Here is an 18,226-nt window from a genome sequence, read left to right as displayed (position 1 = left end):
TTCACGCGCAGTTCCCGGCTCAGGGACGTCTCAGTCACGGCGATTCAGCTCCTCGGCGATCAGCCGAGCGGTGCGCAGGGTGTGCTGGCGCAGTTCAGTGGTGGCGCGCTTGCCCTTCTCTGACAGGTTGACCTCGATCAGCAGGTTACTCACCCGGAAGCGGATCACAGAGTGGATCCGGTCAAGGGCCCTCACGTCGTAGGCGAACGCCTCCGCTCCTATCCGGTCCACGGTCCTGAGCGGGCCGACAGAGCCGACGAGATGTGTCCCCTCATCAGCTTTGATCTTGATGCGTTCGGCGGCGAAGAACGCGTGTGCCGTGTCCGGGCCGCTCTTGCCGGGAGTCGGCGTCTGGTGACCGAGGGCCACACGGAGCCAGCGTGCCCCCACCGGGCCATCCCAGCTGCAGTAGGCCTCCGCGTCCCCCTTCGCTTCCCTCCCGGAGGGAGAGCCGCTCGGCACTACAGCCCGGCTCTGTGCGCCGCTCAGCAGGCCGCATGGGTCGGGAGCGGTGGCGAATCGGCCGATGCGAGGATCGGGGCCGGTGGGCGAGGCCGAGGGTGTCTGTGATCCGCCTGCGGTCAGCAGGACCGCCGCGGTCACGCCCGCCGCCACCACCGCCAGCCCCGCCCCGACGAGCCATCCGGTACGGCGGGGCCCGGGGGGAGCCGGTTTCTCCCGCGCCGGAGCCCGCGGGGACTGCGGGGAGAGCGGGCCGGCGGGCAGCCCCTGGGCGACCCGGTGCAGGGCCGTACGGAGAACGGCCGCTCCGGGACGGTCCCGGGGATCCTTGACCAGCATGGCGAGCAGGACGGGGGCCAGGGCGCCCGCCCGTGAGGGGGTCGGGGTCTCCTCGGTGAGCACCGCGCCCAGAGTGGCGACCGGCACGCCGCGCTGGAACGGGCTCTGCCCCTCGACGGCGGTGTAGAGGGTCGCGCCCAGGGACCACAGGTCGGCTGCCGGGCCGTCGCCGGTGCCGCGCAGCCGTTCCGGGGCCATGTAGCCGGGGGAGCCGACCAGCGCGTCCGGGGAGGTGAGCTGGACGTCCCCCTCCAGCGTGGCGATGCCGAAGTCGGTCAGCAGCACCCCGCCGTCGTGGGCGAGCATGATGTTGGCCGGTTTCACGTCGCGGTGCATGATGCCCCGGCTGTGCGCGAGGGTCAGCGCGTCGAGCACGGCCAGGCCGATGGCGGCCGCCCGCTCCGCCGGGAGCGGCCCGTCCTGGCGGATCGCCTGGGACAGGGAGCGGCCCCGGATCAGGTCCATCACGATCCAGGGGCGGCCGTCCTGGGCGACGACGTCGTGCACGGCCACGATGGACGGGTGGCCCAGCCGGGCGGCGGCGCGGGCCTCACGGAGGGTGCGCTCCCGCATCTCGGTACGCTGCGCCTCGGGGAGACTCGGGTCGAGCTTGACCTCCTTGATCGCCACCTCGCGGTGGAGCAGCTCGTCCTGAGCCCGCCAGACCACGCCCATGCCGCCCGCGCCGAGCCGCCCCAGCGCCCGGTAGCGGCCCGCGAGCACGGGCAGCGGCTGATCAGCCATCGGTCTTCAACGACTGGGCGAGCCAGCGGGCTGCCTTCTGGGCGCCCGCCGCGATCCTGCCGTCGCGGTCGTTCCTGACGCCGCCCCGCTCGTACTCGACCTGGGCGATCAGGTTGCCGACCCGGAAGAGCACGGTCGCCTTGTAGGAGCCGCCGTAGAGGTTGATCGAGCTGTAGCCGCCCGTGCTGAAGGCCTCCTCGCCTATCCCCTTCAGGTTCTGGGGCGGCGTGGGCTTCGGGGTCGCGAACTTGCCGCGCCCCACGAGGTCCGTCCGCTTGCCGGACAGATACTCCTTGGCCCGCTCGACCCCGGAGGCGTCCGGGGGCTGGGCGACCAGCCGTACGCGGAGGTCGAACTTCTCCGGGCTGGGCTTGCGCCAGTCATGCTGGTTGAGCCAGTCGCACGCCGCAGGCTCGACCTCCGAGCTCCTGAAGCCCGGCACGAGCTCGTTCACCTGCTTGTCGTCGAGCAGGCTGCAGGCGCGGGGCGCGGTGGCGAACAGGCCCTTGGCCCCGGCGGCGGGTGCGGCCGCGGCCTCTCCCTCGCCGGAGCCGCTGCCCGGCGAGGCGAGCAGGACGCCGACGGTAACCGCCATGCCGAGGAGCAGGACACCGGTCAGCGCCACGACCGGGCGGGGCACCAGCACCCCGGCCCGCCGGTCGGGGCGTCCCGCAGGTCCGGCGGGTCCGGCGGGACTGGTCGGGCCCGTCGGTCCGTCCTGCGCCGCGGAGGCGGGGAGAACCTCGCGTGGCCTGCCGGTGACGGGGACGAGTTCCTGCGAGGCGGGGGCGCCGGAAGAGGGCGGGGCCTGCGGGGGAGCTCCCGGCCCGCGCGGCTCCGCGGGGATCGGCGTGATGGCCGCCGGATCGGAGGCGGCCCGGGGCGGCATGGTGTCCGCGGAGTCGAAGACGGGCTGGGGCGGCGAGGCCGCCTCCGGGGTGAAGGGCGGCGCCGTCGCGGTCAGCACCGGGACGATGGACTGCGTCTCGAAGGGCGCCGAGGGAGGCGGGACGCCGGGCAGCGCATCCGAGGGGGGCGGCGCGTGGGAGGAGGGGGAGCCCGGCGGCGCGTCCGGGGAGCCCGGCGGCGCGTCCGCGGGGGGCGGCCCGGACAGCGGGTCCGGAGGGGAGAGCAGGTCTGCGGGGGAGGGGGGCAGTGGCGCCGGAGGGGAGAGCAGGTCCACCGGGGCGGGGGGTAGCGGCGCCGGAGGGGAGAGCAGGTCCGCGGGGGCGGGAGGCGGTGGGGCCGGGGCCTCGCCGCGGTTCTGGGAGATGCCGAGCAGGATGTTGCGCAGGGCGCCGGGGGAGGGCCGTTGGGCGGGGTCGCCGGAGAGCAGCTGGAACAGGATCGGCGCGATCGGGCCCGCGTTGTCGAGGGATCCGCCGGGTGAAGGCGCGCGACCCTCGACGGCGGTGTAGAGGGTGGCGCCGAGTGACCACAGGTCGGCCGCCGGGCCCGTCACGCCCTCGGGGGCGGTGAAGGTCGGGGACCGGAAGGTCGGCGCGCTGAGGATGATCTGGTCGTAGGGGCCGAGCAGTACCGAGCCGGGCCGTACGTCACCGTGGAGCATCCCCTGGCCGTGCACGACCACGAGCTGGTCCAGTACGGCGAGGCCGACGGTGGCGGCCTGCTGCGGCGCCATCGGCCCGAGCCGCCCGATCACCTGCTCCAACGAGGCCTGTTCCAGTACAGCCGGGCTCGGCGCCCCGGGGGAGGCGGGCCCGCCGGCGTGCCTGCCCTGCGATCGAGGGACGTCTGGGCGGTTCATCCGTTCGCTTTCTGCTTGTTCAGTGCGTTCGCGATCCAGGTGGCGGCGGTATGAGTGCCGGTCTGGATCGCGGGGCCGTCCTTGCTGCCGTCCACCACGGTGTAGCTGACGTCGACGACGAGATTGTCGACGCGGAGCACCACATGGCTCTTTTCGAGCCTGCCGGTCTTCCGGTTCTCGTAGAGGTCGTAGCCGAACGCCTCGTCCCCGACCGGTTTGACCGTCATCGGGCCGGTGGCCCGGGCCGAACGGTTCCCGGCCTCGATGCCCGACCAGCTCCAGGCGGTCTCCCCGTTGGGCAGGGTGCCGTTGCGCTGGTTCACGAAGAGTTCGTGGGCCTGGCGTGGGCTCTTGCCCCACTGCTTGCCCGTTCCCGCCGGGTAGACCTCCAGGCCGGCCCCGGAGGTCGTCCACTGGCAGCCGCCGTCGTTGGTCGGCTGCCCCTCCGCCTTCAGGGCGGGCAGGAGCTCCTTGAACGTGGCCGAGGGGACCAGCTCGCACAGGTTCACCGGGGTGGCGAAGACACCGGGCCTCTCGCTGAGCCGCGCCGGCTCGTCCGGCGCCGTACGGCCCGCGACCAGGTGGGTCACGCCCATGGCGGCCCCGATGACCGCCGCGACCGCCGCCACCTCTGCGGCCGCCCACAGGGCCGTGCGTCGTCCCCCGCGCGGGGCGGGTGCGGGCGCCGCCGGGCGCAGGAGGATCGGCTGCGGGTGGGACGGGGGCGGGAGGGCCGCGGCCGGTTGGGAGGGGAGCGGGAGCGGGACGGCAGGGCGGCCGAGGGCGAGCTCGTGCAGGGTCTGGGCGACGGCGTCGAAGGAGGGCCGGGCGCCGGGCCAGGGGGCGAGCATGAGCATCAGCAGCGGGCCCAGCGGCCCCGCCCGCTCGGGCGCTCTGGCCGGTTCGGTGAGCACCCGGCTGATCGCCGCGATGGGCGTCTCCGCCGGGTGCGGTGGCAGGCCCTCGACGGCGAAGTAGAGGGTGGCGCCCAGCGACCACAGGTCGGAGGCGGGGCCGCCGCGCTCGCCGCGCAGGCGCTCCGGGGCGATGTAGTTGGGCGAGCCGACCAGGCGGCTGGTGGGCCCGTCCACCGTCTCGTCCTCGACCACGGCGATGCCGAAGTCGGTGAGGACGGCCCGGCCGCTCCGGGTGAGGAAGACGTTGCCCGGTTTGACGTCCCGGTGCACCACCCCGGCGGCGTGCGCGGCGACGAGCGCGCTGAGGATGCCCACGCCGACCCGGGCCGCCTGGCGCACCGGTAGCGGCTGCCGCTCGCGGACCGTCTGCTCCAGGGAGGCGCCCGACAGCAGCTCCATGACGAGCCAGGGCCGCTCCTGCTCGACGATCACGTCGTGGACGGTCACGATCGACGGATGTTTGAGCCGGGCGGCCAGATTCGCCTCGCGGAGCGCCGCGGCACAGATCTCCTGCCGTCTGGCGGGGTCGAGGCCCGGCGGGAGCCGTACCTCCTTGACCGCCACGTCCCGGCCGAGCGTCTCGTCGGCGGCGAGCCAGACCGTGCCCATCCCGCCCTCGGCGAGGGGATTGAGCAGCCTGTAGCGGCCCGCTAGCACTCGAGTGTCGATCCTGCTCACCCCGTTCGATGTCCCATCGCGGACAGAAACATAGCCACTTACCGGCCTATGGACCAATGAAGAGGGATCATCGTTCCCCCATTGACCCCTGGCTTCTGTTTTCGTAGTGTCGCGGGCGTCCTCTCTGGCACCTGGAGCCGCGATCACGGAAGAGCGGATCGCCCGCTGCACCGCCGAAGGCTGGTGGGCCGAGGAAGAGTACGGCTCCGGCTGGGCTGGGTCTGGCGCTGTGGCTTGTTTGGGTATGCGCTGCTGGTTGGGAGCTTGTCGTGGTGGTTTGTCACTGTGTGCGCTGCGGCGGGTGGGAATTCCGGCCGGCCGTCTTGGTCGCGCTCCGGTGGTTCAGGCCTCCGGCCTGACGGGCGCGGTGGTTGCGGGCTCTTTCTACGCCGGCCGGAACACCCACCCGCCTCCGCGCTCTTCTGCTCCGCCGTATGGGGTGCGGGCCGTAGCGGCTCACTTTCCGGCCGCCCGGCGGGCTCGCTGACGCTGAAGCGATCTCTGCGGGGCCGTTCAGAGTGGGGCGCCGCCGCTGAAGCGTGCCTCTCCGACCCGGTCCAGGGCGGGCCGGCGTAGAAGCCCAGTGGGAGCCGCCTCGGCAGGTGGTCCGGACTCCGCTGGTCAGCGTAGGCCGGACCAGTGCTCGTGGGTGGTCCACAGGCGCTGCCAGAGCTTGGCGCGCTCGGCGGGGCCGACGTCGTCCAGCGGCAGGGCGAAGACGTCGGCCAGCATCTCGAAGTAGTCGCGTTCGGTCTCCACGGTCAGGGAGTGCTCGCGGTCGCCGAGACGGGTGAGGACCAGGCCCCGCAGGATGTCGACGCCGCCCGCGTCGCGCCGCTGGACGGTGGCCACGCGCACGAAGCCGGACTCGGGTGAGGTGGACAGATGCTCGTGCATCGCGGTGAACGCCGACATCTCGGCGCGCTCGGCCCGGAAGTCCAGGCCGAGGAAGGTGCCGCGCGGGTCGTGGTCGAACCGCCATCCGCCGGGTTCGGCCGGTGAGGGCCGCAGGCCGTAGCTGAACGGGCCCTGCCGGTAGACACCCTCGACGAGCGGGAGCGGCTCGTGGAACCCGTCGCCGAGGCCCTGGTCCACCATCCAGGCGCCACCGGGGTTGTCCTCGGAGGGCAGGCCGGAGACCGTGAGGGAGAGGTGGCCGCCGTCGGCCCCGGCCGGATCTCCGGAGCCGTGCTGCGGCCCGCCGAGGTGGCGGGTCACCTGGTAGCCGAGCGTCTCCAGCAACAGGGAGAACGCACCGTTCAGATGGAAGCAGTAGCCGCCGCGACCGCTGATGATCCGGGTGGCCGACTCCACGGGGTCCACGGTCGTCGGACGGCCCAGCCAGATCTCCAGGCATTCGTACGGCACGCGCTCCACGTGGGCCCGGTGCAGCAGACGCAGGGACTCCACGCTCGGCGGGCCGGCGATCTTGACCTTGATCCGGCGGAGGTACGCGCTGACGTCGATCACATCGTCACGATAACGCCCGGTTATCCGGTTGATGTCTGGATGAATCCATCGATAACCTAGCCGTCCCTTCGAGCAAGAGGAGGTGAGGAGCAGATGTTCGCCACCATGGTCACGCGCTCCCGCCTCGGGCGACAGCTCGCCTGAGACCCGGGAAGCGCACGCTTTCTGGAGTTTGTCTTGTCTGATCTGATCTTCCGTCCGCTCGAAGCGGGCGAGTTCGACCTGTTCCACAGCTACGGCCCGCTTCCGGCCTCCGGTGTCGGCGCCCGCGACCTCCCCTTCGACGAGCTCGGCTACCGGGCCGACTGGGTCTGGGTCGCGCTGCGCGGCGACGAGGCGGTGGCCCGGGCCGCGTTCTGGGGCCCGCCAGGCTCCGGGCACCCCTTCAGCCTCGACTGGTTCGACCCGGGCACCGGTCCCGACCGGATCGAGGTGGGCGCGGCCCTGCTGCGGGCCGCCTACGCCGCGCTGGTCACCCCCGAATACTCCGCCCCCTCCGGCGCGCGGCCCGACTTCCACCTGTTCCTGCCGGGTGACTGGCGCGAGCGGCCGGATGCCCTCGCCGACGCCACCGACCGGATCGAGGCGGCGGAGAAGGCCGGGCTGCGCCACTCCGTCGAGCGGCTCAACCTGCGCTGGACCCCCGAGTACGGCCTGCCGCCCAGGTCCACCCGGCTCACCTTCACCCCCGCCGACGACGACGGGACCGTGGTGGACCTGCTGGCCAGGATCACCGAGGGCAGCCTGGACGCCTGGGACCGGCGGACCCTCGCGGAGAAGGGGGCGAGGGAGACCGCGAAGGAGACCCTGGCCGACATCGCGGGGTTCCCCGGCGGGCGCGGCCGGTGGCGGCTGGCCCACGACGCCTCCGGTGACCGGGTGGGCATCGTGATGCCCACCCGCAACTCCAAGTTCGCGACGATCGGCTACATCGGGGTGGATCCCGCCCACCGGGGCCACGGCTACGCCGACGACCTGGTCGCCGAGACGCTGCACATCTTCACCGCCGAGGGCGAACCCGAGGTGCGGGACTCCACCGACCTGGGCAACACGCCCATGGCGGCCTCGTTCGCCCGGATCGGCTACCGGATCATCGGCCGCCGACTGATCATGATCTGACCCCCGGCGGGGCCTCCGTCCACGCGGAGGCCCCGCCGCACCGGGTGCGCGGAAGCGGGGCCGTACCTCGCCGGGGCGCGCGGAAGCGGAGGCTCTGCCTCGGCGGGAGCGCAGGACCGGATGCGCAGAACCTTCACAATTCCCCGCATGTCATCTGCACAGGTCCGGTCTACGCTCCCGGACATGGCAACCCCTCAGCAACGACGTGTCCTCGTGGTGGAGGACGACGAGACGATCGCGCGGGCCGTACGGCACCGGCTGACCGCCGAGGGCTTCGACGTCCAGGTCGTCGGGGACGGCGAGGGCGCGCTCGCGGCCTACGCGAGGTCCGGGCCCGACGTGGTGGTGCTCGACCGGCTGCTGCCCGGACTCGACGGGCTGGAGGTGTGCCGGCGGATGCAGGCGGCCCGGCCGGTGCCGGTGCTCATGCTCACCGCGCTGGGCGAGGAGACCGACCTGCTCGTGGGGCTCGGGGTCGGGGCCGACGACTACATGACCAAGCCGTTCAGCATGCGCGAGCTGGTCGCCCGGGTGCACGCGCTGCTGCGGCGGGTGGAGCGGGCCTCCCAGCTCGCCGTGGCGGACACGGTCATCCGCGCCGGTGACGTCGAGATCGACACCGCCGAGCGCCGGGTCTACGTGCGGGGAGCGGAGGCCCAGCTCACCCGGACGGAGTTCGACCTGCTCTGCCGTCTCGCCGAACGGCCGGGTCAGGTGTTCGAACGGGAACGGCTGCTGGCCGACATCTGGGGCTTCTCCGAGGCCGCCGCCACCCGCACGGTCGACAGCCACGTGCGGGCCCTGCGCCGCAAGCTCGGCCCCGGTGTCGTCCGGACCGTCCACGGCGTCGGATACGCCCTCGTCCGCCGGTGAACCGATCGCGGTCCCCGGCACTCGAACACTGGGATGCGTCAGACATTGAGACCCCTCGACTTCCTCGGCCGGATCAAGGTCAAGCTCGGCATGGTGATCCTGCTGGCCGTGGCGGCGGCGTTCGTCGTCAACGAGGTCGGCATCAACGCCGGCTACTCGCCCAACGTGCGCGTCGCCGTGGCCGTGGTGCTGGCCCTGATCATGGTTCAGCTCCTCGCGCGGGGGATGACCAAGCCGCTGCGCGAGATGGCCGCCGCCGCGCAGACCATCGCCAAGGGACGCTACGGCCTGCGGGTCACCGCGACCTCGCGCGACGAGGTCGGCGAGCTCGCCCGCGCCTTCAACGCGATGGCGGCCGACCTGGGCGAGGTGGACCGGCAGCGGCGCGAGCTGGTGGCCAACGTCAGCCACGAGCTCCGCACTCCGATCACCGCCCTCCGCGCGGTGCTGGAGAACGTGGTGGACGGCGTCTCGGCGCCCGACCAGGCGACGCTGGAGACGGCACTGGCCCAGACGGAGCGGCTCGGCCGGCTGGTCGCCCAGCTCCTCGACCTGTCCCGCCTGGAGTCCGGGGCCCGGCTGATCGAGCTTGAGGACGTCGGGCTCGGGCCGCTGTGCGACCAGGCGCTGCGCGAGGCGGTGCTGGTCAGGGACGGGATCACGGCCCGCTGCCAGGTGCCCGCCGGGCTGAGCGTCCGCGCCGACCCCGACCTGCTGGCCCAGGTGCTCGCGAACCTGCTGGACAACGCGGTACGGCACAGCCCCGACGGCGGGGTCGTGGTGCTGGCGGCGGACGCCGAGGGGGACGGGATCCGGCTCCGCGTCACCGACGAGGGGCCGGGCATCCCGCCGGAGGATCGGGCGCGGGCGTTCGAACGCTTCTCCCGCCTCGACGCGGGCCGGGCCGCCGACGACGGGGGCGCCGGTCTCGGCCTGGCCATCACCAAGGAGATCGTCGAACTTCACGGCGGCTCCATACATGTCGAAGAGGGCACCGGCTGCCGCGTCGCGGTCGGCCTTCCAGGAAGGATCACGATGGACGACCCACCCGACTCCGACCTCTCCAGCCCGTCCCCGCCTTCGGGACTCCGCCCGCCTTCCGCGCCGGAGCCTTCGGGACTCCGCCCGCCTTCCGCGCCGGAGCCTTCGGGACTCCGCCCGCCTTCCGCGCCGGAACGCCCCGCTCCTCCCGCGCCCGAGGCGCCGCCGGCTGCCCACTCCGGCATCCCCGGCCCCTCTCCCGTCCCGGTGGCCGCCACGTCCGCCGCCCCCGAGGCGGCCGGGCCGGTGCCCCCTCCCGGTGGGGAGTCCCTTCCCGACCGCCGGGGCGTTCCGGTGCCGGTCACCCCGGAGTCACCGGAGTCACCGGAGATGCCGGTCATGTCCGAGGCGGCCGGGCCCGCGCCGGCCCCTGCTCCGGGTCCAGGGCTCCCGGCTCCCGGTCCGGGGCCTCTCGCCTCTGGGGCCGCCCCCTCTTCTCCCGGCCCGGCCTTTCCCGGTTCTGCCGGTCCGGGGCCTGCCTCCGTGCCCCGGGAGTTCCACGCCGTGACCCAACCGGCGTGGTCCGCGCCGGAGGGCTGGGCCGCCGCGTCCGCCCGTCCGGTCCCGGCTCCCCGGCCCGCGCCGGTCCGCAACTGGGGCGCGGCGTTCCTCGGGGTCATCCTCGGCGGCATCGTCGGCCTCGTGTGCGCCGTGCTGCCGGGCATCGTCATCGGGGTCGTGTCCCCTCTGCTGGGCGCGCTGGCCGGGGTCCTCATCACGGCGGCCGGCGCGTTCGTCGGCACGGTCATCGGGGCCACCGGCACTTCGGGCTCCAGCGACGCCTGGATCGGCCATGGGCCGCCCGCGCATCCGTCCGTGCCCCAGGGACTCCCCCCGGGGCGTCCCGCCGTACCGAAGCCGGGGAACGTGCCGGGTCCTCAGGGGGGCGGCCTGCCGCCCGGGGAGTACGTGGCGCCGCCGCTGTTCCCCCGGCCGGAGCTGCCGCCCACCGCCCGCTGGGTGCTGCCGGCGTGTGCCGCCGCGGGGCTCCTCGCGGCGCTCGCGCTGCCGGACAGCGCCATGGGACTGGGGTTCGTGCTGGTCGCGGTCGCGATGGGGGCGGTGGCGCTGCCGGCCGTGCGCAAGAGGATCACTCCGTGGTCGGCGACGCTGGGGGCGATCGCGTACGGGCTGGTCGCGGTGGCGGTGTTCAGGGACGCGGACTGGCTCGTCGGCCTGCTCCTGCTGGCCGGGTCCCTGCTGGCCGCGCTCGCCCTGTCGGGGGCCGGGCGGGGCTGGCTCGGCGTGGCCAGGGGCGGGGCGTCGGTGGTGCTGGGACTGCTGCCGGTGCCGTGGTTCCTGGCGGCGGCGGTGCGGGTGAAGGGGGCGCCGCTGCACAGGCGGATGGTGCCCGTGCTGCTCGGGGGCGGCCTGACCGTCGTGCTGGTGGCGGTGTTCGGGGCGCTGTTCGCCTCGGCGGACGCGGTCTTCGCCGAAGCCGTCGAGCGGGTGTTCAGCTCGCAGGACTGGGCGGAGTCGGTGCCGCTGAGGATCCTGCTGTTCGTGGTCTTCGCCGTTGTGGCCGCCTCCGCCGTGCTGGTGGGCCTGCGGCCCGTGGCCGAACCGAAGGCTCCGGACCTGCGGATCAGAGTGAGCCGCGGCCTCTGGATGACCCCGCTCATCGCGCTCAACCTGCTGTTCGGGGTGTTCGTGGCGATGCAGGTGACGGTGCTGTTCGGCAGCACCCGGTGGCTGGTGTCGGCCACCGGGCTGACCTACGCCGAGTACGCCCGCTCGGGGTTCTTCCAGCTCGTCGTGGTCAGCGTGTTCGTGCTGGCGATCGTGGCGGTCGCCTCGGGGGCGCTCGAACTCGCGGGGCGGGACCGGTGGCTGATGGCCGGGCTGCTCGGCCTGCTGTGCGCGCTGACCATGGTGATCCTGGTCTCCGCGCTGCACCGGCTGGACCTGTACGTCGACGCCTACGGGTTCTCCCGGCTGCGAGCCTCGGTGGAGGCGGCCATCTGGTGGCTGGGCGGGATCTTCGCGCTGGTCCTGGTCGCCGGTGCGGTACGGCTGACGCGGCGCGGGAACGCCGGGTGGTTCCCCAGGGCCCTCGTCGCGACGACGGGCGCCGCGCTGCTGGCGTTCGCGGTGTGGAACCCGGACCTGCGGGTCGCGGAGACCCAGCTCGCCGTCCGGACCCTGGCGCAGATCGACCAGGACTACCTGGGCAGCCTCGGGGCGGAGGCCGTATCGGCACTGGACCGGCTGCCCGAGCCGGCCCGGAGCTGCGTGCTGCGGGACGTGGTCCAGGCCAACGGGCTGCACTCGCCCGACCCCTGGAACGGCTGGAATCTCGCCCGGCAGCAGGCGCGGGAGCTGCTCGGCCGGCGGCCGGTGCTCAAGGACGTCACGTGTCCCCGGACGGTCTCCCGGCTGGACATCCCCTACCAGGACTGACGCGGTACGGCTCCCGCCCGCGGGCGGGAGCCGTACCGGGCGGGAGGGTCAGGGCACCCAGTGGTTGCCGGTCACCGTGATCATGACCTGGAGCTGGATGCTGGTGGAGAAGTAGTCGGTGGGCGTGAACGAGGTGTTCAGCATCTTGTTCCAGAGGGCGTCCAGCCAGGCCTGGCTGCCGGAGTCGGTCATCGCCGCCACCGCGAACGGGGCGAAGTAGGCCGGCTCGCTGCCACTGGAGATCTGCGTGCCGTTGAGGGCGTAGCCGACGGCGATCTTGCTCGGGTCGCCGCCGGTCTTGCCCTTGATCCAGGTGTTCAGCTTGCGCGCGGCGGCCAGTGACTTGGCGTCGCCGCTGGTCACCGCGTCGGCGCCGATCCGCCACGGGTCACGGCAGGCGTTCCACCAGTACTTGCCGTCGTTGGGGTCCTCCAGGACCTGGCCCGAGGCGGGCTTCGGGGTGGTGTTGGTGTTGACCACGAAGTCGGCCAGCAGGCCGGTGCCCGCGGCGTAGTTCGCCTGCTGGGAGGCGATGAGGTTCTGGTGGTTGGTGCGGACGGTGTCCCAGGTCGCGTCGCCGGTGGCCTTACGGAACGCCCGGAAGTGGTCGATCATCCAGTCCGAGGAGCGGCTGATCCAGTAGTACTGGTCGCCGGAGCTCGTCCAGTCGCCGAGCTTCATCAGCTTGGTGGTCGGGTTGACCTCGCCGGACTTGATGGCGTTGATGGTCTTGATCGCGAGCTGCCTGTAGTCGTAGGCGCCCGCGCTGCCCCACTGCCGGTCGGCCAGGAGCAGGCCGTAGGCGACGTCCAGGTCGCCGTCGGTGGCGGAGTCCCCGCCGTTGACGCTCTTGCAGGAGGTGTCCTGCTCGGCGGCGAGCAGGCCGGGGGTGATCGACGAGGGGTGGGCCAGGACGTACTTCAGCAGGCCGTCGAAGATCTTCTTGGCGTCGGGGTCGGCGCCCGCCATGGTGGCGGCGATGACCATGCCGTAGCCCTGCGCCTCGGCCACGTAGGGGTGGTCGGCGTCGGGGGAGATGATCTGGTACCAGCCGTTGCCGCAGTTCTGCTTGACGAAGGCGGCCTTCCAGCGCTTGTAGTAGTCGACCACCTTCTGGTCGAGCGCGGCCTGGCCGCCGCTGGGGCGCAGCATCCCGGAGGCGTAGGGGATCGTGTGCCCGCCGAAGGGCACCGCCGGTCCGCCCGCGGTCGGCGTCGGGGTGGGGGTCGGTGTGACCGTCGGGGTGGGGCTGGGGTTCCCGCCGGCGCTGCCGTAGACCTCCATCTCGTACAGCGAGTAGCCGTAGGCGGTGCCGCGGGCCGTGCCGTACAGCCGCACATAGCGGCCGGTTCCGGACAGGGTCAGGTCGTCCACGGCGCCGTCGCCGACGGTGGTCGAGTAGACGTCGGTCCAGGCCGAGCCGTCGGCCGAGGTCTGGATCCGGTACGCCTTGCCGTACGCCGCCTCCCAGGTCAGCTTGACCCGGGAGATCGTGGCGGACTGGCCGAGGTCGACGCGGAGCCACTCGGGGTCGTTGCCCTCCACGGAGGCCCAGCGGGTCGAGCCGCTTCCGTCGAAGGCCTTGGCCGGGACCAGCGTGGAGTCCTCACTGGAGGAGGCGGTGGCCGGACGGCCCTGGGACAGGAGGGAGTCGGCGGCGAAGCCGGGCGGCGCCAGGACGAACACCGACGCGATCAGTGCCGACGCCAGTGCGGGGACGAGGATGGTCGAGGGGTGACGGAGACGTGGTCTCGCATGCACAGGGTCTTCCCTCTCTGCGATCAACTAGTTAGGAAAGATTCCTAACTAAGGAAAGATGGCATCATTTCCGACATGTCAGGTCAAGGGGGAAGGGGGGCCCAAATTACCACGGGCCGGTACGGCCTCCCGGTGACGGGCCGTGGCGCCCTCGGGAATGAACGGCGGCCGCGCGGTGCGGGTGGTCGCGATGTCCCGGACCCGGCGGATGCCTCCGGGTGCACCGAATTCCCGGTGAATGATTGAATCCCAACATGTCATTCGATGTGTTGATCAAGGGCGGCTGGGTGCTGGACGGCACGGGTGCCCCGGCCTTCCGGGCGGATGTCGGCATCACCGGAGACCGGATCGCCGCGGTGGGGCGGCTGACCGGCGCGGAGGCCGCGACGGTGATCGACGCACCCGGCCGGCACGTCATGCCAGGCCTGATCGACTGCCACGCCCACGGGGACGCCCTGGTGTTCGACCCGGAGGTGCAGCTCGCCGCGCTCCGGCAGGGCGTGACCACGTTCGTCCTCGGCCAGGACGGCCTGTCCTTCGCGCCCGCCTCCACCCCGGAGACCTTCGCCTACGCCACCCGCTACTTCGCGGCCGTCAACGGCACCCACCCGTCGGCCGACGGGCCGCTCAGCGTGCGGGAGCTGCTGGCCGGCTACGACCGCGCGACCGCGCTGAACACCGCCTACCTGCTGCCGCACGGCACGATCCGCTACGACGTGATGGGCGCCGCCGAGCGGGCCGCCACCCCCGGCGAGCGGGCCGAGATGCTCGCCCACGTCGAGCGCGGCCTGTCGGAGGGCGCGGTGGGGCTGTCCACCGGCCTGGAGTACGCCCCGGGGCGCTACGCCGACGCCGAGGAGATCGCCGCGCTCTGCGCGCCGCTGGGCGGCCTGCCGTACGTGACGCACATGCGCGGGTACGGCGCGCTGGCCGGGACGGGCATGGCCGAGGTGGCCGACATCGCCCGGCGGTCGGGCGCCGCCGTGCACGTCTCGCACTACCACGGTCCGGCGGCCACCCTGCTGCCGCTGGTCGACCAGGCCCGTCTCGACGGGCTGGACGTCACCTTCGACACCTACCCCTACCTGCGGGGCAGCACGATCCTGGCGATGGTCGCGCTGCCGTCGTGGATTCCCGCCGCCGACACCGACCGGGCGCTGGAACTGCTGGAGTCCGAGCCGGTCGACTGGGATCCGGAGCTCTGGCCGAGGATCACCTTCTCCCACGTGCCCGGCGCCGAGTGGGCCGAGGGGCTGTCGCTCCCGGACGCCGCGGCCAAGGCCGGGGTCGAGCCGGGGGAGTTCTGCCGCCGCGTCCTGATCGACACCCGGCTTGAGGCCGGCTGCGTGACGGCCCGGCCCGACGAGGGCCCCGAGGGCGAGGAGTCGGTGCGCGCGATCCTGCGCCACCCCGGGCACACGGGCGGCTCCGACGGCATCTACGTCGGCGGGCACCCCCACCCCCGGGGCTACGGCGCGTTCGCCCGCATGCTGGGCCGCCACGTCCGCGAGACCGGCGACTGGACCCTGGAGCAGGCCGCCGTCCACCTCGCCTCCCACCCCGCCCGCCGCTTCGGCCTCGCCGGCCGGGGCCTGATCCGCCCCGGGCACGCCGCCGACATCCTCGTCCTCGACTCCGAGACGGTCTCCGACCGGGCCACCTACGCCGCCCCGCGCACCCTGGCCACCGGCGTCGACGACGTCCTGGTCTCCGGAGTCCCCGTCCTGGCGGGGGGAGAGCTCACCGGGGCCACCCCCGGCCGGGCGCTGCGCCCTTGAGGATAGGGTCCACCCAGGCAACCGAAGGGGGCATCGCGTGAAGGGGATCGTGGATCCCGGGAGGGCAGTGGGGTCGTCGCTGTTCGGCGGGGCGTTCAGCTTCCCCGTGATGGTGGCGCACCGCAGCGCGCTGGAGCACAACATCGCGACGCTCGCGGCCTTCGCCGGGCAGCACGGGCTGACCCTGGTCCCGCACGCCAAGACGACCATGTCGCCCGAGCTGGTCCGGGCCCAGCTCGACGCCGGCGCGTGGGGGCTGACGGCCGCCACTCCCAGCCAGGTGCTCACCCTGCGAGAGTTCGGCGTCTCCCGGATCATCCTCGCCAACCAGGTCTTCGACCCGGCGGGCCTCGCCGCCATCGCGGCCTCGCTCGAGGAGGACCCGTCATTCGAGTTCCTCTGCTTCGTGGACTCGGTGGCCGGGGTGGAGGCGCTGTCCGAGCACGCGGGGGCCAGGCCGTTCCGGGTGCTGGCCGAGCTCGGGCACGAGGGCGGCCGGGGCGGCAGCCGCACGCTCGCGCATCTCCTGGAGGTCGCCTCGGCGGCGCAGGCGGCGGACGGCGTGGAGCTCGCGGGCGTCGCCGGCTACGAAGGATCACTGCCGTCGGCCGGGGAGGTCCGGGCCTACCTGCACCGGCTGCTGGAGGCGCTGGAGCACCTGCGGGTGCGCGACCCGATCCTGTCGGTGGGCGGCAGCCAGTGGTTCGACCTGATCGGCCGGGAACTCGCCGCCTGCCAGGCCAGGATCATGCTGCGCAGCGGCGCGTACGTCAGCCACGACGACGGCTACTACCGCGAGCGCACGCCGTACACCCGGATCGAGGGTGAGCTGCGGGCCGCGCTGGAGATCTGGGCGCACGTGCTGACCGTCCCCGAGCCGGGCCTGGCCGTCGTCGGGTTCGGCAAGCGCGACGCCCCCTTCGACGAGGGGCTGCCGGTGCCGCGCGGGGCCGTCGCGGACGCGACGGTGCTCAAGGTCCAGGACCAGCACACGGTCCTGCGGCTCGGGCCGGACACGCGGGTGAAGCCGGGAGACCTGGTGTCGTTCGGCATCTCCCATCCGTGCACCGCCTTCGACAAGTGGCGGGTCATGCCGGTGGTGGACGACGATTACGTCGTCGTCGACCTGATCCATACCTGTTTCTGATCTGTTTCCCGTTGTTGGTTCCCGTTGGTTCAGTTGAGGAGTGGTGACATGAGTGGCAAGCAGGAGCTGCGGACCGATGAGGGCGCGGCGCCGGTCGGCGCGTATTCGCAGGGCCTCGTGGTCGGGGACTTCGTCTACACCTCGGGTGCGGGCCCCCTGGACTCCAGGACCGGCGAGGTCGTCGGCACGGACGTGGCCGAGCAGACCCACCAGGTGATGCGCAACCTGGGCGCGATCCTCGCGGCCCACGGCCTCGGCTTCGACGACGTGGTGAAGTCGACCGTCCACCTGCAGCACCTCAAGCGGGACTTCGCCGCCTACAACGAGGTCTACAAGTCCTACTTCACCCAGCCGTACCCGGTCCGCACGACCGTCGGCTCCGACTTGATGGACATCCTGGTCGAGATCGACTTCGTGGCCTACAAGCCGCGTTAGAGTCTGACCGACTGCGTGGGAGGGCGGCGGCTTGGACAGCTCGCTATACGTCTATGTGGAGGACGTGCGCGGGGAGGGCCTGGACACGGTCCTTGACCGGATCACCGGATACGGCGTGGCGGGTCTGACCGTGGCCGCCGCCTACCGCCGCGCCCGCGACGTCACCCCGCACGGCCGGTCCCGGGTGACGGTCCGCCGGGACGGCGCGCACTTCGCGCCGCCCGAGGACCTGTTCGGCGGCCTCCGCCTGGTCCCGCCCGTCCAGGAGGGCGCCGAAGAGGAGCCGCTGGCGGCCCTGCGCCTGGCCACCGCCGAGCGCGGTCTCAAGCTGCACGGCTGGACCGTCTTCCTGCAGAACACCACGCTCGGCCTGGCCAATCTCGACGTGACCGTGCGCAACTGCTTCGGCGACCGGGGCTCGCCCGCCGACCTGTGCCCCTCCCATCCGGACGTCCGTCTCTACGCGGTGGCGCTGGGCCGGGCGGTGGCCAGGCAGGGGGTGGACAGCGTGGTCGCCGAGGCGCTGCACTTCGGCGACTTCAACTGCGGCAACCACAACGAGCGCAGCTTCGTCCCGCTCGGGCCGATGGACGTCTTCCTGCTCGGCCTGTGCTTCTGCGACTTCTGCATGCGCCGCGCCGCCGACCTGGGCGTCAACGCCGAGGTGGCGCGCGAGGAGTGCGCCAGGATCGTGGGCGGCGTGCTCGACGGCGACCCGCCCGCGCAGGGCGAGGTGACCCGGGCGGCGCTGACCGCCTACGCCGGACCCGAGGTGGTCGCCTACGCGCGGGCCCGCTCGGAGGCGGTGACCTCGCTGGTCTCGGAGGTCTCCACGGCCGTCACCGACGAGGGTTCCAAGCTGGTCTTCCTCGACGCGACCGGCTCGGCCAAGGGCTACGTCCACGGCCTGCCCCCGTCCGGGCTCGCCGCGCACGACTCCTGGCAGCTCGGCGTGGACCTGGTCGCCCTCGGCGACCTGGTGCCCTCGCTGAGCGTTCTCGCCTACGCCCGTGACGCCGCCAGGGTCGCCGACGACGTGGGCGCCTACCGCCGTTCGACGGGCAAGGACAGGGAGCTGCGGGTCGTGCTCCGGCCCGGCCTGCCCGACACCGACTCGGCCGACCGGCTCACCGCCAAGGTCCGGGCCGCCCGGTCCGCGGGAGCCGACGCGGTCGACTTCTACGCCTACGGGCTCATGCCGTACCCCATCCTCGACCGCATCCCGGGCGCGCTCTCCGGCTGACCCGCGGCGGCTCCCCGCCGGCCCCGGGGCGTACGGGCGACCCGCGGCGGCGTT

General features: G+C 73.1%; 12 protein-coding genes. 7 read left to right on the top strand and 5 right to left on the bottom strand.

Translation table 11 applies throughout. The annotated features are described in order from the left end of the window. Window positions 1–30 precede the first annotated feature (30 nt). From BM085_RS06475 to BM085_RS06460, 4 genes are all read right to left on the bottom strand, one after another. Window positions 31–1,545, bottom strand: a complete 1,515-nt coding sequence (locus BM085_RS06475; protein ID WP_093886083.1) for a serine/threonine-protein kinase — start codon at window positions 1,543–1,545, stop codon at window positions 31–33. Further along, window positions 1,538–3,313: a protein kinase family protein gene (locus BM085_RS06470; protein ID WP_143120827.1), complete on the bottom strand. Its 1,776-nt coding sequence runs from the start codon at window positions 3,311–3,313 to the stop codon at window positions 1,538–1,540. The genes BM085_RS06475 and BM085_RS06470 overlap by 8 nt, the downstream gene beginning before the upstream one ends. Continuing rightward, a complete protein-coding gene (locus BM085_RS06465; protein WP_143120826.1) occupies window positions 3,310–4,908 on the bottom strand; it encodes a serine/threonine-protein kinase in 1,599 nt (532 codons plus the stop codon). The genes BM085_RS06470 and BM085_RS06465 overlap by 4 nt, the downstream gene beginning before the upstream one ends. Before the next feature lie 621 nt (window positions 4,909–5,529). After that, window positions 5,530–6,378 (bottom strand): arylamine N-acetyltransferase family protein, encoded by an 849-nt coding sequence (locus BM085_RS06460; RefSeq protein WP_093886080.1) that lies wholly within the window; start codon window positions 6,376–6,378, stop codon window positions 5,530–5,532. 177 nt (window positions 6,379–6,555) lie between these two features. Between BM085_RS06460 and BM085_RS06455 the strand changes: the two genes are divergently transcribed. The 3 genes from BM085_RS06455 (at window position 6,556) to BM085_RS06445 (ending at window position 11,811) form a co-directional block, all read left to right on the top strand. Continuing rightward, complete coding sequence (locus tag BM085_RS06455; protein WP_093886079.1) at window positions 6,556–7,497, top strand: GNAT family N-acetyltransferase; 942 nt, start codon at window positions 6,556–6,558, stop codon at window positions 7,495–7,497. Window positions 7,498–7,680: 183 nt separating this feature from the next. Next, window positions 7,681–8,370, top strand: coding sequence for a response regulator transcription factor (locus BM085_RS06450; RefSeq protein ID WP_177244980.1), 690 nt, complete (start codon window positions 7,681–7,683; stop codon window positions 8,368–8,370). A 33-nt stretch (window positions 8,371–8,403) separates the two neighbouring features. Further along, window positions 8,404–11,811: a DUF4153 domain-containing protein gene (locus tag BM085_RS06445; protein WP_093886077.1), complete on the top strand. Its 3,408-nt coding sequence runs from the start codon at window positions 8,404–8,406 to the stop codon at window positions 11,809–11,811. A 48-nt stretch (window positions 11,812–11,859) separates the two neighbouring features. Here BM085_RS06445 and BM085_RS06440 read toward each other — a convergent pair whose 3' ends face one another. Continuing rightward, window positions 11,860–13,572 carry a glycosyl hydrolase family 8 gene (locus BM085_RS06440; protein ID WP_093886076.1) on the bottom strand — a complete coding sequence of 571 codons (1,713 nt, stop codon included), beginning with the start codon at window positions 13,570–13,572 and terminating at the stop codon, window positions 11,860–11,862. Between the two features lie 251 nt (window positions 13,573–13,823). On the opposite strand from BM085_RS06440, the gene BM085_RS06435 reads away from it, so the two are divergent. Genes BM085_RS06435 through BM085_RS06420 form a run of 4 tightly spaced genes read left to right on the top strand, consistent with a single transcriptional unit; the run spans window position 13,824 to window position 18,172 of the window. Beyond that, window positions 13,824–15,347 carry an N-acyl-D-amino-acid deacylase family protein gene (locus BM085_RS06435; protein WP_093886075.1) on the top strand — a complete coding sequence of 508 codons (1,524 nt, stop codon included), beginning with the start codon at window positions 13,824–13,826 and terminating at the stop codon, window positions 15,345–15,347. Between the two features lie 37 nt (window positions 15,348–15,384). Beyond that, window positions 15,385–16,494, top strand: a complete 1,110-nt coding sequence (locus BM085_RS06430; protein WP_093886074.1) for an alanine racemase — start codon at window positions 15,385–15,387, stop codon at window positions 16,492–16,494. Window positions 16,495–16,542: 48 nt separating this feature from the next. Then, entirely contained in the window at window positions 16,543–16,929 is a 387-nt protein-coding gene (locus BM085_RS06425) for a Rid family detoxifying hydrolase (protein WP_093886073.1), read from the top strand. A gap of 31 nt (window positions 16,930–16,960) precedes the next feature. Then, window positions 16,961–18,172: a hypothetical protein gene (locus tag BM085_RS06420; protein ID WP_093886072.1), complete on the top strand. Its 1,212-nt coding sequence runs from the start codon at window positions 16,961–16,963 to the stop codon at window positions 18,170–18,172. The last annotated feature ends 54 nt before the right edge of the window (window positions 18,173–18,226 follow it).

Origin of the sequence: Streptosporangium canum, from assembly GCF_900113865.1 — a bacterium.
GTDB classification, from domain to species: Bacteria; Actinomycetota; Actinomycetes; order Streptosporangiales; family Streptosporangiaceae; genus Streptosporangium; species Streptosporangium canum.
Note: the sequence above shows the minus strand (reverse complement) of the source record. Positions and strands in the feature narration are given on the sequence as shown.

What these genes read in the sequence shown, in the direction of transcription:
- BM085_RS06475 (WP_093886083.1), bottom strand. Translation starts at nt 1,545, where the DNA reads ATGGCTGATCAGCCGCTGCCCGTGCTCGCGGGCCGCTACCGGGCGCTG.
- BM085_RS06450 (WP_177244980.1), top strand. Translation starts at nt 7,681, where the DNA reads ATGGCAACCCCTCAGCAACGACGTGTCCTCGTGGTGGAGGACGACGAG.
- BM085_RS06435 (WP_093886075.1), top strand. Translation starts at nt 13,824, where the DNA reads ATGTCATTCGATGTGTTGATCAAGGGCGGCTGGGTGCTGGACGGCACG.
- BM085_RS06470 (WP_143120827.1), bottom strand. Translation starts at nt 3,313, where the DNA reads ATGAACCGCCCAGACGTCCCTCGATCGCAGGGCAGGCACGCCGGCGGG.
- BM085_RS06445 (WP_093886077.1), top strand. Translation starts at nt 8,404, where the DNA reads ATGCGTCAGACATTGAGACCCCTCGACTTCCTCGGCCGGATCAAGGTC.
- BM085_RS06425 (WP_093886073.1), top strand. Translation starts at nt 16,543, where the DNA reads ATGAGTGGCAAGCAGGAGCTGCGGACCGATGAGGGCGCGGCGCCGGTC.